Origin of the sequence: Pseudomonas sp. FSL L8-0168, assembly GCF_037976155.1 — a bacterium.
GTDB classification, from domain to species: Bacteria; Pseudomonadota; Gammaproteobacteria; order Pseudomonadales; family Pseudomonadaceae; genus Aquipseudomonas; species Aquipseudomonas paracarnis.
Genome location: NZ_CP150262.1, coordinates 3,232,597 through 3,245,298 on the forward strand (window position 1 = coordinate 3,232,597; position 12,702 = coordinate 3,245,298).

Consider the following 12,702-nt stretch of genomic DNA (forward strand, 5'->3'; position numbering starts at 1 on the left):
TGTAGCAGCGAGCTTGCTCGCGAAGACCAGGAAAGCGCCGCGGGGCATCAGGTGCCCAGCGTTATCGTTGACGACCTTCGCGAGCAAGCTCGCTCCTACAGGGATGATCGCTTACCATACGGCCGCCGGTTCCCGTATGGGACTAACAGGGAATTCGAAACGCCGCACGCGGCGTGAACCGAAACTGCCCCCGCAACTGTAGATGCCGAGCCTGCCCTTGAATGCCACTGGACCACGTCCGGGAAGGCGGGGCATGGCGACGACGCATCAGTCAGGAGACCTGCCGGCCCAGCTAATTCACTAACCGGCGGGGTGTCCGGGAAGGACATCCTGGCCCTGCGCATCAGCAGCGCCCATGGGCGTATTTCCGAGCCGTACCTCCCCTGCTGCACCTACGGTTCACAAGGAGATCGCCTCATGCTGCCACGCGTTACCGCCCTGATCGCAGGTTTGAGTGTGTGTGCCCTGGCGCAAGCCGCGCCCACTCAGTACCCGCTGACCCTGCAAAACTGCGGCAGCACCCTGACCTTCCAGCACGCCCCCGCCCGCAGCGTGACCATCGGCCAGGCCGCCACCGAGATGCTCTACGCCCTGGGTGTGGGCGACAAGGTGGTCGGCACTTCGCTGTGGTTCAACAACGTGGCGGCGCAGTACAAGGCCCAGGACGATCACATCGAGCGCCTGGCCAACAACGAGCCCAGCTTTGAAGCCGTACTCGCCAAGCGCCCGCAACTGGTGGCCGCCGAGCTGGAATGGGTGGTGGGCCCCCAAGGCGTGGTCGGCACCCGTGAGCAGTTTCATGAACTGAAGATCCCCACCTACCTGTTGCCGTCCGACTGCGAAGGCAAGGACAACCTGGTGGGCGCCGATGGCACGCGATTGGAGCCCTTTCGCATCGAGACGATCTACCAGAGCCTCCAGCAACTGGCGCAGATTTTCGACGTGCAGGATCGCGGCCAACAACTGACCGACGAACTCAAGGCGCGCCTGGCCAAGTCCGTCGCCACGGCCCAGGGCAAGGGCTTGCAGCAAGCCAGTGCACTGGTGTGGTTCTCCAGCGCCGAAATGGCCAGCGACCCTTACGTAGCCGGCCACAAAGGCGTGCCGCAATTCATGCTGCAAACCCTTGGCCTGCGTAACGTGGTGCAGTCCGATGAGGAGTGGCCTGCCGTCGGCTGGGAAACCATCGCCAAGGCCAACCCCACCTTCCTGGTGATCGCACGCATGGACCGCCGCCGCTACCCGGCCGACGACCATGAAAAGAAACTCGCCTTCCTGCGCAGCGACCCCGTGACCCGCAACATGGACGCGGTGAAGAACAACCGCATCATCATCCTCGACGCCCTTGCCTTGCAGGCGAGCCTGCGCACCTTCGAGGGCCTTGAACAACTGGCGGCCGCCATCGACGGCTACCACCTGGGCAAATGATGCGCACCCTACTCGCCCTGGCGCTGCTGTTGCTCGCCCTGCTCGCTGGCGTCGCCATCGGTGAAACCGCCATCGAACCGCAGGTGGTGCTGCAGGTGCTCGCCAATAAACTCTGGGCCGCCGGCTACGTACTGGACCCCATCGACGAAGGCGTGGTGTGGAACTACCGCCTCACCCGCGCCCTGGTGGCCGCAGCCTGCGGCGCAGGGTTGGCAACGTGCGGCGTGATCCTGCAATCACTGCTGCGTAACCCGCTGGCCGACCCGTACCTGCTGGGCATCAGCGCCGGCGCGTCAACCGGCGCAGTGCTCGTCGCCTTGATCGGCGTGGGCGGTGGCTTGGTGTCGTTGTCGGCGGGCGCGTTTGTGGGGGCGATGGCGGCATTTGCGCTGGTGACGCTGCTGGCGCGGGCCAGCGGATCGTCCAGCGGTACCGGGCAGATCATCCTCGCGGGCATCGCCGGTTCACAGTTGTTCAATGCCCTGACCGCCTTCCTGATCACCAAGTCGGCCAGTTCCGAACAAGCCCGCGGCATTATGTTCTGGCTGCTGGGCAACCTCAGCGGCGTACGCTGGCCGTCGGTGTGGTTGGCGGTGCCGGTGGCGGTCGTGGGGCTCGCGGTGTGCCTGTGGCACCGGCGTGCACTGGATGCGTTCACCTTCGGCAGCGACTCGGCGGCCTCCCTCGGCATCCCGGTGCGCCGCGTGCAATTTGTGCTGGTGGCCTGCGCCGCGCTGGTGACGGCGGTGATGGTGTCCATCGTCGGCTCCATCGGGTTTGTCGGCTTGGTGATTCCCCATGCGGTGCGCCTGTTGCTTGGCACCGGGCATTCGCGCTTGCTGCCGGCCAGCGCCTTGGGGGGCGCGCTGTTTCTGATCGCTGCAGACGTGCTGTCGCGCACCTTGATCAAGGGCCAGGTGATTCCGGTGGGGGTGGTGACCGCATTGGTAGGCGCGCCGGTGTTTGCGCTGATCCTGATTGGCCGGAGGAATGCGCGATGAGCGTGCTCAGTTGCCGCGGCCTGGGCTTCAAAGTGCGTGACGCGCAGTTGCTGCGCGACATTGACCTGGACGTGCAGTTGGGTGAGACCCTGGGTATCGTCGGGCCCAATGGTTCAGGCAAATCCACCCTGCTCAAATTGCTGGCTGGTTTGCGTGTGCCGGCCAGCGGTGAGGTTCGCCTGGGTGGCAAGCGGCTCGGTGAGTTGTCGCGCCGCACCATCGCGCAGCAATTGGCGGTCGTGGAGCAACAGGCCGACACCGACGACGCGATCCGCGTGTTCGATGCCGTGGCCCTGGGCCGCACGCCATGGCTGTCGGCGTTGAGCCCGTGGTCACGCGAGGACGACGCCATCGTGCACCAGGCCCTGCATGACGTAGACGCCACCCACCTGAGCCAACGCGCCTGGCGCAGCCTCTCGGGGGGCGAACGCCAGCGCGTGCACATCGCCCGCGCCCTGGCGCAACGCCCGCAGATTTTATTGCTGGATGAGCCGACCAATCACCTGGATATCCAACATCAACTGGCGATCCTCAAAGGCGTGCAAGGCTTGCCAGTGACCACCTTGATTGCGCTGCATGATTTGAACCAGGCGTTGACCTGTGATCGCCTGGCCGTGCTGGATCGCGGGCAACTGGTGGCCCTGGGCGCGCCGCTGCAAGTGCTGACGCCACAGCGCTTGCAGGAGACCTTCGGCGTGCAGGGGCATTACCTGACGGACCCGTTCGACGGCGCGCAAATCCTGCGCCTGCGCTCCAACTGAATCCGTAGGTTGGGGCAGCTTGCTCTGGTGACGGTCTGACGGCCAACTGTGGTCCAAATGTGGGAGGGGCTTGCCCCTGATGAGGGAGTGTCAGCAAATACATCGGTGATTGGCCGACCGCTATCGGGGGCAAGCCCCCTCCCACACTTCACCTACAGAGGCCGATGCATGTGGGTGGTTTGCCATATCGGGTCGGCCTCGACATCCACCACCTCAAACCCCTGCCTGCGCCAGAAATCAATCGCACCGGGCAGAAACGGATGGGTATGCAAGTACATCATCTCTACGCCATCGGCCCGCGCCAGCGCCTCCAGCGAGCGGTATAACCGGCCCGCCAGGCCCAAGCGTCGCGCTGCCGGGAGCACATACAGGCGCACCACTTCCACCGTCTTGCGCCCCTGGTAGTTCAACTGCGGGAAGCGGCCGTCGTAGGGCCGATAAGCCACCGAGGCAACGATCCGGCCTTCGGCACGAGCAATCAAAAACCGCCCGCCCCCCTCAAGGTAGATCGCTTCAAACTGCGCCAGATCGTGGGGGACGCCGGTGGCACTGAGCGTGGGAAACAGTTCATCCCGCGCCAGCAAAGCGAAGCTCAGCACCTGGGGAATGTCAGCGGCCTGCACCGCCTCGATACTAACGCTCATCGCCAAGGATGCGGCTCGTTATCCACTGGCGAGCGTAAGCCAACACGCGATCGGCCATCGCCACCGGAAAGTGAATAAACCCGTGGGCCGCTTCTGGCAGCAAATGAGCCTCCACCGTTGGCCATCGCTCGGCAATCAGCAGAGTGTCATCCTTGAGCGGGTCCAGTTCACCCACAAACATCAACGCGGGCGGCAGCCCTTCAAAGTCCCCATACAAGGGCGACAACGGTGGCTGACGGCGCGTCTCGTCGCTGATCCCCGGCGTCAGCAGGCGCAGCGCCTGGACCATGCCCGGCCCGTCCAGCAACAAGGTGTCCGGCCCGGCCGTGCGCACACTGGGCGTGCCGGTCAAATCGTAGACGCCGTAATACAACACCGCGCCGCTCACCCGCTGGAGCAACTCGGGCCATTGCTTGAGCGCCAACAAAGTGGCCGCCGCCAGGTGCCCGCCGGCCGATTCACCGACAAAAAACACCGGCAGGCCGGCAAACTCCGGGCAGTCCGCCAAAAGCCAGCGCGCAGCCGTCAGGCAGTCATCCAACAGCCCTTCAATTGGCGTATCCACCGCCAGTCGATAATCCACCGACACTACGGCCACGTCGCACGCATTCACCATGCCGAGGTTAAGGTCGTCATCCATTTGCGCATTGCCAATCACCCAGCCACCGCCATGGATGTCCAGCACTACGCCTCTGGGCGGGCCTGCCGGGCGCAGGATGCGCAAGGGGATCGCCCCGAGCATTTTGCGTTCCGCCAGGGGCGCCTTCTTGAAGGTCTGGCTGGCACGCAACAGCGCCTGGATCAGACGCGGCATCACGCGGTTGCGGACCTTGAAGCGCGGCATCCACGCCAGTGTGCGATTGAAGCGCCGCATCTGGGCCAGTTCGGGCTCGCTGGCAGGCCAATGCTGGTAGGCCATCAGCGGTTATTACGCAGGATCGAGAAGTTCAACGCCGCGGCCACGCACAGCCACACCAGATACGGAAACAGGATCAGGCCGGTAATCAAATCCAGGCGCACGGCCAGCAGCACCATCGCTGCCACGGTGAGCCACAAGAGCACGATAATCACCATCCCGGCGAACAACCGATGGGCACCAAAGAACACCGGCGTCCACAGGGTGTTCAACGCAATTTGCGCCGCCCACAGGGCCAACACCATTTCGCTGCCGGGGATCAGGGTCAAGCGGTAACCGGCCCAGGCCAGCAGCAGGTAGATGATCGTCCAGGCCACTGGGAACAGCCAATTGGGTGGGGTGAAACTGGGCTTGACCAGGGATTCGTACCAGGCGCCCGGTTTGAAGATCACGCCAGTGCTGGCGGCGGCGGCGCAGGCAAGCAGGAAGATGAAAAAGGTCATGATCGGTCCTTGAGGTCCAGTGGATGGAAAACAGTACACTGCTTTTAAGTGACTCAAGCAACCGCGGATAAATTCAATGGGGGGCGGCGAAATACCCGCGCTTCTACGCGTCATGAAAATTGGTTATGGTCGGCAACATCCAGCACCGTTGCCCGAGACATCCCCTTGCCCCAGCTTACCGATCACCGCAGCCGCCCCTGGTCAGTGTTCCTGATCTTCCTGCGCCTGGGCCTCACCTCTTTCGGCGGGCCGATTGCGCACCTGGGCTATTTTCGCCAAGAGTTCGTCACCCGCCGCAGCTGGCTCAGCGAGCGCAGCTATGCCGAACTGGTCGCCCTGTGCCAGTTCCTCCCAGGCCCGGCCAGCAGCCAGGTCGGTATCGCGTTGGGCCTGTCCCAAGCAGGTTACCGGGGCGCGGCGGCAGCCTGGGCCGGGTTCACCTTGCCGTCGGCCATCGCCCTGATTCTGTTTGCCCTGGGGCTGGCCCACTACGGCGGCGCCCTCCCCCATGGCGCGCTGCACGGCCTCAAGGTTGTCGCCGTGGCGGTGGTGGCCCAGGCCGTGTGGGGCATGGCACGCAACCTGTGCCGAGGCGTTTTACGGGTGGCGTTGATGTTGATCGCCGCCTGCGTGGTGCTGCTGCAACCCTCCGCCTGGGCTCAGGTCGGGGTCATGGTGGCTGCAGGCGTGGCTGGCCTGCTGTTGTTCAAGCCCGAGAGCAGTGCCGAGCCCGACGCCCTGCCCATCGCCATCAGCCGCCGCACCGGAGCCCTGTGGTTGATGCTGTTTTTGCTGTTGCTGGTGGCCTTGCCACTCCTCGCCGCATGGGCGCTCAACCCCACGCTGGCGCTGGTGGACGCCTTCTACCGCACCGGCGCGCTGGTATTCGGCGGCGGCCACGTGGTGTTGCCATTGCTGCAAGCCGAAGTGGTGCCCAGCCAATGGGTCAGCAACGATGTATTCCTCGCCGGTTACGGCGCCACTCAAGCTGTGCCCGGCCCACTATTCACCTTCGCCGCCTTCCTCGGCGCCTCCATGACCCACGCCCCGAGCGGTTGGCCTGGCGGGGTGATCGCGCTGCTGGCGATCTTCGCCCCGTCGTTCCTGCTGATCTTCGGCGCCTTGCCCTTCTGGGCCAACCTGCGCAAAAGCCCGCGTACCCAGGCGGCGCTCGCCGGGGTGAACGCGGCGGTGGTTGGCCTGTTGTTGGCGGCGCTGTACCAGCCGGTGTGGACCAGTGCGGTTTTCAACGGCTATGACGTGGCGTTGGCGTTGCTCGCACTGGTCGCGTTGATGGTGTGGAAGCTGCCGCCATGGCTGGTGGTGATAGGTTGCGGCGCACTGGGCGGCTTACTGGGCTAGCGCAGGCCTGTGTGGAGGATGATCGTTAACACCCGCCCCCCATCAGAGATTCAATGAAAGCCCGAATGACGAGAGCGGCAATTGCGTTCGACCTGTTCCGTCATGCCAAGAGCACGGCATCTGCTGTCGTTACTCCACCTCCCAAAGTAACAAGCACACTTCTCCCTGCTCACCATCACTAAAGTCTTTTTTCGAGTCTGGCGCGGCCCAAAAGGGCATATCCTCAAACCAGTAGGCCCACTGGGTCTGAAGGTCTGTTTCTACATCACTGCACAACAACATTAGCTGAACCTTGCGAACCCCTTGTGCAACGGCGCCTTGGAGTTTTGCCCGATCTTCTGTGATTTTGGCTTTCCATTTGTTTTGCGTATAGGCATGCACCAACGACGTTTCCACCAACCAGGTTGTGCCATCCTTCGCCGAAATCGCGATGTCACCCAATTGGCCGGATGCGTGGCCAGTAAAGTGTGTCCTGTAGCCAGGTTTGGGATTGCACTCGAACGCTAGAGCGGTAAACGCGCTGAATTGTTCCCAGTTGAACCACTCTTCAAACGAGTAGCCGGTGCCTGCAAAGCGCGTGATGTCACGGGCCTTGGGCCTGAAGTGGTCTTCCAGAATCTGAGCGAGATCGCCTAGGGTCATGTGCATCGTCCTTGTATTGCCAATGGGGTAACACCCAGCGTGCGCCTAAAGGTGCCGCCTTGTGGAACCCATTAACTATTTTGTAAGGCGCGGCACACAGCCGCTACCTCATAGGTCGGAAAGAACCAGGCCCCAAAAGATTATTGGCGTGGTAGATCAGTTCACCGCCGCCTTGCTCAACCGCACCAGTCCGAGGATGGCTTCGCTTAGGCTGGTCGCGCCTTTGTTGCTTTGGGTCAGCACCACATCCACATTGGTTCCGTCACGCTTGGCCATCGTCAGCTTTTTATTCATTAGACCGCTGATGGTCACGTCGGCAATATCGGCAAGTGCCACGCGGTGCGACTCCTTGAATTGCAGGCGCACGTATACGTACTCAAGATCAACCAGTACGCCCTTGTCGCCAGAGCCGAACACTGTTTCGTCGAAGAAGAACACCACCTCGTCCTTGGCAATGTTCAACGCGTTCTTGGATTCGAAGGTCAGGACCTTCTTCGTCGGCAAGTCCGGCGCCACATAGAACTTGTGATCGGCGTTGGACCTGAAACCTTGGGCGGCAGTCGCCACGGTCAACCCGCAGCCGCCGCGTTTCGCTGAGCCTGGTAGTACAGGCGTAACAACCGATAGCGCGCTTGCCTGCGTCTCGCGCGCCACGATTTTCTCGATCACTCGCTCACAGTGTTCATCGAAACGTTCATAATTGATAAATTGCGCATAGCGCTCGATGTCCGGGCGACTGGCGCTGAAACTTTCCACAGTGCTGAGGTCGCACTGGCGCAATTGCTCCTGGATCAGAGCTTGCTTTTCCTTGAGCAGGCCGCCCATACCGAAGTACTCCACAACACCATCGAGTCGCCCTTGATCACCCCCAAACTTTCGTAGCAGGATCGGATAGATACGCTCGTTGTAGGGATAAGCGCTGATCGCCTTGACCGCCGACGGCAACACGGCCTCGTCGGGGATCAGGCCTTTTTCAATATTCTCGGTAATCGCCTGGGACTTTCTGATCTCGTCCTTTGAATAGCTGTGCAACTTACCGGGCGAATCGGCATTGATGGCATCGAGGGTCGCAAGGTAGGCCGCATTAACGATATTGCTGGCACCGTCTGCGAACGCCTTGACCGTTGCCGGGCGCTTGAAAATCTCGTCTTTCTTAAACGAGTCGCCGAGTGCGCTGACCCCTTTGGCCATCAGGTTGAATACCCCATGACCAATATTGGACATCAGGTTTTTGGCGTCGGCATCGTATACCGCCTTCTCTGAACCATAGCCTACCCATTGGCGACGACCACGGCGACGATTGGTGCGATGCGCATCCACCTCGGCTGAACGCTCGACAATGGCTTCGTATTGCTCGGCCAATACGCCGAAATCTTCATCCCATGAGTCGTAGCGCTGCATGAACGCGTCGTAGAAGCGCTCTTCGTCGATATCGTAGATCCCGTGGGCCACGGTGAGCTTGATACTTTGGCCTATTGCCTGGAGGCGGATCTTATCTGCTAGATCATCGCCGCCTTCGTAGACGCTATCCAGGTTGGAAAACAGATCGTAAAAGCCCGCATTGATTTTCTGCGACCACGTCGCGGCAATCGTCGAGAATGCTTGCCTGACCTGGTTTGTATCAAGCTTGCTTTGCGGTGTCTCAAGGGTGTGGCCGTAAAGTTCAATCGGCTGAATGCTTGCATCCATTGCGTGTCACCGTTCCAAGATCGCGGGTAGAAGGAGGGAGTAAGTCAGCTTCATCAAAGGCGAGGTGCAGCCCTCAATAAAGGTAGCACAGAGCCACTATATGATACCTGTATTACTCCCCGTCCCCTTTTCCGCGCTGCGTCTTAACTGGCCGGCATTGGGGCTCAGCCCGGCTCGACAATCTTGAGCCACGGCCAACGCGCCTGATAACTCCTGGCCTTGTGCAAAAACAGCGCCGGCTCCGGATGCAAAGGGTTGATGCGCAAGACACCCTGCTCCACATCCTCCAAGCCATAAGGCGCATACACCTCGCCCGAGGCAATATCCAGCGCAATGCACGTACCCGCCACCAGGTAACGGTCAACCCCCTGCCGAGCCGAATGCAACTGCGGGTAAGGCCGGCCAAACCGCTGCCCATACCAAAGGTGCACCCGCGCCTGATTCCTGACCTCCACATTCACCCCCAGGTCTTGGAATAGCACCTGCGCCGCACGAATTACCGCGTCTTCCGCCTCGTAGGACAGGTCCTCGTCAAAGTAAAAAACGTCATAGTCCTTCACGCCCTGAGCCGCCGGCAGATTCGCCTGATGGTTCCACACCGCCTGGAACAAACAGCCCGCCGTGAGCAAGCACTGCTGCACACCAAGCTCCGGCAGGCGCGCGGTGATGTGCGCATTGATAGGGTTGGCCATGGCCAATTCGAGCAAGGTGTCGACAGTCAATGTCATGTTCAGTCCTCCATCGTCAGCGCCAACCATAACACCTGAATATGGCCCTCCTGTAGGAGCAAGCTTGCCCGCCAAGCGCCCTGCCCTGGCTGATGATTATCCCTTCACACAATAGCTCGGCCACTCGCCGCGTCTTCCTAATCCACGTAAAACGACTCGGCGAGTTGGATGTTGATGAAGTGGGGCGGGGGGTTACCGTGCGGTTGCCGGCAGCTCCTGGCACCACTTGATAGAACGCAGCGCTTCCTCGGCAGGCACAAGCGCATAGCGCGAGTAAAACATTGTTCCGCTGAAACGACGGCCGTCGACTTCACCCAAGGTCTGCCCATCCTTGTAGTCAGAGGTGCTGAGTTGATCGGCGATGTAATACACCTTGCCATTCTCGACGGTGATATCGAAACGCTGGTTAACCATACCGCTGATGATCGGTGGCGAAGTGGAGGCGACGCTGTGCTTACCAGCGGGAATGCCGGCCTTGAAAAAACTACCGGAAGGCAAGCTGCCGACGGTGCGGCCATCGACCTGAATAGTCGGGGCGACCCCGCTACCGATGCTCGCCGCCGTGCGATAAAAGTAAACCGTGGCCTCATCCGCACGAGGTTCCGCCGGTGACGTGAAGAACGGTTGGCCTTTGAGGTCCGGACCGCTGATGCAACCGGTCAGTGAGGCCAGGGCTGCGAACAGGCCGACCCAGAGTAGCGTAGAGCGCTTCATGCATGAATTCCTTGAACGTGGATCAATGGGCGTCGGGTTTGATGACTGTCACCGGTACCGGCTTCAAATCGTGCACAACCCTTTACCGAAGTCAGTGGCATCAGAACTCGGCCAAGGCGCAAAACCACTCTTCGGTGTCAGATTCACGATGTTCCGGTCCTTGAGCATCGGGTACTTGCGCTTGAGCGCCTGCACCGTGTCATCGGCATTGTTCACGTTTGACAGGCAAAAGCGCAGGGCATCGACGCGCAGATCACCGATATAGAGAGTTTCCCCGGCCTTCACCGAGAAAACCGCAGGCACCGGGCGCGGCATCGACTTACCCGCGTAATACACGTAATGCCACTGCGTGTACTCATACTCACCCGGTGGCACTTCATACATGAAGTAATGGCCCAGCAAATGGAGTGATGGCTGATCATCTTCATTGCCCAGCGTCGTCAGCCGTAATACGGTGCCCGGGGCTCCCTGTTGCTTGATCTCAACCACCAGCCCATGGGGCTGCATCATCGGAAAGCTCTCACCAACCGAACCCACGATGATCGCCTTACTTGGGTCCGGTGCGTGCTTGCCGTCGTAGCGTGACGTCGCGCAGCCGGACAAAAGGGTCGCGCAAAGTGCGACTGCGCCCCAGACGAGATGTTTACTGCTGACTTTCCCTAGCATTGGTTTTTTTCCGATCAGTAATCTTGCAGTTCGTGGAGCCCAGCCGAGCGAACCAAACGTTCGCACATCTGATGCTTCGTTGCTGGCTCGTCGGCCTCTATTGTCCAGCTACCCGCACCCTGATAACAACCCACTCCTGTAGGAGCGAGCTTGCTCGCGAAAAACCCAAACGATCACGCAGCGCCTGAAGGCAAAATCCGATTCCCCTGCCGCACCTTGCTCCATTGCCTACGCCTGCGTCAGAATCCGCCGGCTTGTGCGCTGAGGTGGCCGTCTCTAAGGTGGCTCGGTCGCTGAATTGTTCAGTGATTCGGGTTTAGTAGCCTGAGCTTGGGTATCTATTAGTGCATGAGTTTCATCAATCAGACAGTGCGTCTGTGCTTGATGGTGGCTGTGCGTAGGGCGTCTTCGGGCGCGCCGGCTTTAGATATCCACCGGTCTACTAACCTGCGTACAGCTGCCACCCACTGTTTAGTAGCGGAAAGGTGGTGGCATCACTCAGGATGTCTACTCATGCCAAAAGCAGATTCAACAACGCTCTTCACCGTCGCCCCCAACACCAGCAACGAAACCCTCATCACCAACAGCTACGAAACCTTCACCAGCGTCAGCACCCTGCTGCTCGACCTGTCCGAAGACCTCAACGGCAAACACCGCGACATCGCCCTCGCCATACACCAACTGAGCGAACTGGGCGTACTCCTCACCGCCAGACTCCTGGACCGCGAAGCGCCCTGCCCTGGCTGATGATCAGCTCTTCAATTCATTAGATCGATGATCTCGTCGCGTCGTTGTAAGCCACATACAACGACTCGACGATTTGGCGCTTGATGGCTTTGGTGGATTCAGCCTCAGCACAAAGCCCTCTGCGATGACGAGAGCGACGACTGCTTTAAAAGTGCGCTTGTACTTTCGCTGGCTCGAAACTGATGGGCGATGAGTTTCCTAATCCGCTCAAGTACTAGCTGGCTTCGCGATGCGGTATCCTAACCAACTCGTTAAACAAGGAAGAATAACGCGCTCGTCGTCATTTCTGTCGTATCTCAAACTCCCAGCTGTTCTGCTGATTGCCGGTCTCACAACCGCTTGTTCCAACTACCACTACAAGGATTACCAAGGCGATTGGGCACCGGAGTTGATGACGCCATATGACCTGTCCAATAACGCGGCCAATGCGCCAGTGGTGTATTTCGCCACCACCCGTTTTCGCGGATTGGGAGTAAAATTCCATCGATTGCTGCTGGCCACGCATGTGGACGACCAACTACTAGAGGGTTCCGGGCGGCGCTCAATCCTTGACGTTTCCGGCAAGCAGGCACTGCGCTTGACCCCAGGCAAACACTCCTTGAGCTGGTGTTGGGTATCGATGAATGCCTTGGGTACCGGTGGCGCCAAGTGCGGCTTCGGTGCTCGCGATGTGGAATTCCGCGCAGGCCAGCGATATGTCGTGGACTTCACCACCCGCGACGACATCAATGGGCCCCCGGGGCGTCAGGTCTCGACCATTACTATCGAATCCGAGATTCGAAATCTGGACACCCATGAAGTGATCTATCCGGTGAGAGGTATTGCAGAGCTGGAGAAGGAATAACGATTGCGACGATCACCGTCACAAACTGAGTTGGGCGGTGATCGAATGCTACGTGGCAAAGGAGAGCATCCGACACTAACCTGCCCTCCACGAAGGGCAGCAATCGGCCAGAAGCAG

14 protein-coding genes, 1 pseudogene and 1 riboswitch are annotated in these 12,702 nt (G+C 60.4%); of the genes and pseudogenes, 6 read left to right on the top strand and 9 right to left on the bottom strand.

The window, feature by feature from the left end; all coding sequences use genetic code 11:
* A pseudogene (locus MHH62_RS14640) lies at window positions 1-108 on the bottom strand (outer membrane lipoprotein carrier protein LolA); the annotation flags it as partial.
* Between the two features lies 1 nt (window position 109).
* Window positions 110-303: riboswitch (cobalamin riboswitch) on the top strand.
* A gap of 114 nt (window positions 304-417) precedes the next feature.
* Between MHH62_RS14640 and MHH62_RS14645 the strand changes: the two are divergent.
* The 3 genes from MHH62_RS14645 to MHH62_RS14655 are packed head-to-tail and all read left to right on the top strand — an operon-like array spanning window position 418 to window position 3,190.
* The gene (locus MHH62_RS14645) at window positions 418-1,428 is read left to right on the top strand and encodes an ABC transporter substrate-binding protein (RefSeq protein WP_020302464.1); all 1,011 of its coding nucleotides are present in this window, start codon (window positions 418-420) and stop codon (window positions 1,426-1,428) included.
* Window positions 1,425-2,429 carry an iron ABC transporter permease gene (locus MHH62_RS14650; RefSeq protein WP_003192595.1) on the top strand — a complete coding sequence of 335 codons (1,005 nt, stop codon included), beginning with the start codon at window positions 1,425-1,427 and terminating at the stop codon, window positions 2,427-2,429. Before MHH62_RS14645 ends, MHH62_RS14650 begins: the two co-directional genes overlap by 4 nt.
* Entirely contained in the window at window positions 2,426-3,190 is a 765-nt protein-coding gene (locus MHH62_RS14655; protein ID WP_014719176.1) for an ABC transporter ATP-binding protein, read from the top strand. Before MHH62_RS14650 ends, MHH62_RS14655 begins: the two co-directional genes overlap by 4 nt.
* Before the next feature lie 152 nt (window positions 3,191-3,342).
* Here the strand turns inward: MHH62_RS14655 and MHH62_RS14660 are convergent, their stop codons facing one another.
* From MHH62_RS14660 to MHH62_RS14670, 3 genes are read right to left on the bottom strand one after another with little or no spacing between them, the layout of a single operon-like run.
* Window positions 3,343-3,834: a GNAT family N-acetyltransferase gene (locus MHH62_RS14660; protein WP_137204280.1), complete on the bottom strand. Its 492-nt coding sequence runs from the start codon at window positions 3,832-3,834 to the stop codon at window positions 3,343-3,345.
* Window positions 3,824-4,753: an alpha/beta hydrolase gene (locus MHH62_RS14665; RefSeq protein WP_014719178.1), complete on the bottom strand. Its 930-nt coding sequence runs from the start codon at window positions 4,751-4,753 to the stop codon at window positions 3,824-3,826. Before MHH62_RS14665 ends, MHH62_RS14660 begins: the two co-directional genes overlap by 11 nt.
* On the bottom strand, window positions 4,753-5,193 hold the full coding sequence (locus MHH62_RS14670; RefSeq protein ID WP_014719179.1) for a TspO/MBR family protein: 441 nt from the start codon (window positions 5,191-5,193) through the stop codon (window positions 4,753-4,755). The genes MHH62_RS14665 and MHH62_RS14670 overlap by 1 nt, the downstream gene beginning before the upstream one ends.
* A 165-nt stretch (window positions 5,194-5,358) precedes the next feature.
* Between MHH62_RS14670 and chrA the strand changes: the two genes are divergently transcribed.
* Window positions 5,359-6,555: a chromate efflux transporter gene (chrA, locus tag MHH62_RS14675; protein WP_339231208.1), complete on the top strand. Its 1,197-nt coding sequence runs from the start codon at window positions 5,359-5,361 to the stop codon at window positions 6,553-6,555.
* Window positions 6,556-6,684: 129 nt separating this feature from the next.
* Here chrA and MHH62_RS14680 read toward each other — a convergent pair whose 3' ends face one another.
* The 5 genes from MHH62_RS14680 to MHH62_RS14700 all read right to left on the bottom strand — a co-directional run bounded on the left by MHH62_RS14680 (window position 6,685) and on the right by MHH62_RS14700 (window position 10,994).
* Entirely contained in the window at window positions 6,685-7,197 is a 513-nt protein-coding gene (locus tag MHH62_RS14680; RefSeq protein WP_060767750.1) for a hypothetical protein, read from the bottom strand.
* Between the two features lie 156 nt (window positions 7,198-7,353).
* Window positions 7,354-8,886, bottom strand: a complete 1,533-nt coding sequence (locus tag MHH62_RS14685) for a hypothetical protein (RefSeq protein WP_103452327.1) — start codon at window positions 8,884-8,886, stop codon at window positions 7,354-7,356.
* Window positions 8,887-9,050: 164 nt separating this feature from the next.
* Window positions 9,051-9,614 (bottom strand): nucleotidyltransferase family protein, encoded by a 564-nt coding sequence (locus tag MHH62_RS14690; protein ID WP_014719181.1) that lies wholly within the window; start codon window positions 9,612-9,614, stop codon window positions 9,051-9,053.
* Window positions 9,615-9,806: 192 nt separating this feature from the next.
* On the bottom strand, window positions 9,807-10,328 hold the full coding sequence (locus tag MHH62_RS14695; RefSeq protein WP_106111511.1) for a DUF2846 domain-containing protein: 522 nt from the start codon (window positions 10,326-10,328) through the stop codon (window positions 9,807-9,809).
* Window positions 10,329-10,391: 63 nt separating this feature from the next.
* The gene (locus tag MHH62_RS14700; protein WP_339231210.1) at window positions 10,392-10,994 is read right to left on the bottom strand and encodes a hypothetical protein; all 603 of its coding nucleotides are present in this window, start codon (window positions 10,992-10,994) and stop codon (window positions 10,392-10,394) included.
* Window positions 10,995-11,507: 513 nt separating this feature from the next.
* Here MHH62_RS14700 and MHH62_RS14705 point away from each other — a divergent pair.
* Window positions 11,508-11,741 (top strand): DUF6124 family protein, encoded by a 234-nt coding sequence (locus MHH62_RS14705; protein ID WP_072433770.1) that lies wholly within the window; start codon window positions 11,508-11,510, stop codon window positions 11,739-11,741.
* A 391-nt stretch (window positions 11,742-12,132) separates the two neighbouring features.
* Window positions 12,133-12,585, top strand: coding sequence for a hypothetical protein (locus MHH62_RS14710; protein WP_232964678.1), 453 nt, complete (start codon window positions 12,133-12,135; stop codon window positions 12,583-12,585).
* Window positions 12,586-12,702: the final 117 nt, after the last annotated feature.

Coding starts and splice junctions, on each gene's coding strand:
- MHH62_RS14690 (WP_014719181.1), bottom strand. CDS start 9,614: ATGACATTGACTGTCGACACCTTGCTCGAATTGGCCATGGCCAACCCT.
- MHH62_RS14680 (WP_060767750.1), bottom strand. CDS start 7,197: ATGACCCTAGGCGATCTCGCTCAGATTCTGGAAGACCACTTCAGGCCC.
- MHH62_RS14660 (WP_137204280.1), bottom strand. CDS start 3,834: ATGAGCGTTAGTATCGAGGCGGTGCAGGCCGCTGACATTCCCCAGGTG.
- MHH62_RS14710 (WP_232964678.1), top strand. CDS start 12,133: ATGACGCCATATGACCTGTCCAATAACGCGGCCAATGCGCCAGTGGTG.
- MHH62_RS14645 (WP_020302464.1), top strand. CDS start 418: ATGCTGCCACGCGTTACCGCCCTGATCGCAGGTTTGAGTGTGTGTGCC.
- MHH62_RS14700 (WP_339231210.1), bottom strand. CDS start 10,994: ATGCTAGGGAAAGTCAGCAGTAAACATCTCGTCTGGGGCGCAGTCGCA.
- MHH62_RS14695 (WP_106111511.1), bottom strand. CDS start 10,328: ATGAAGCGCTCTACGCTACTCTGGGTCGGCCTGTTCGCAGCCCTGGCC.
- MHH62_RS14705 (WP_072433770.1), top strand. CDS start 11,508: ATGCCAAAAGCAGATTCAACAACGCTCTTCACCGTCGCCCCCAACACC.
- MHH62_RS14655 (WP_014719176.1), top strand. CDS start 2,426: ATGAGCGTGCTCAGTTGCCGCGGCCTGGGCTTCAAAGTGCGTGACGCG.
- MHH62_RS14665 (WP_014719178.1), bottom strand. CDS start 4,753: ATGGCCTACCAGCATTGGCCTGCCAGCGAGCCCGAACTGGCCCAGATG.
- MHH62_RS14650 (WP_003192595.1), top strand. CDS start 1,425: ATGATGCGCACCCTACTCGCCCTGGCGCTGCTGTTGCTCGCCCTGCTC.
- MHH62_RS14685 (WP_103452327.1), bottom strand. CDS start 8,886: ATGGATGCAAGCATTCAGCCGATTGAACTTTACGGCCACACCCTTGAG.
- MHH62_RS14670 (WP_014719179.1), bottom strand. CDS start 5,193: ATGACCTTTTTCATCTTCCTGCTTGCCTGCGCCGCCGCCGCCAGCACT.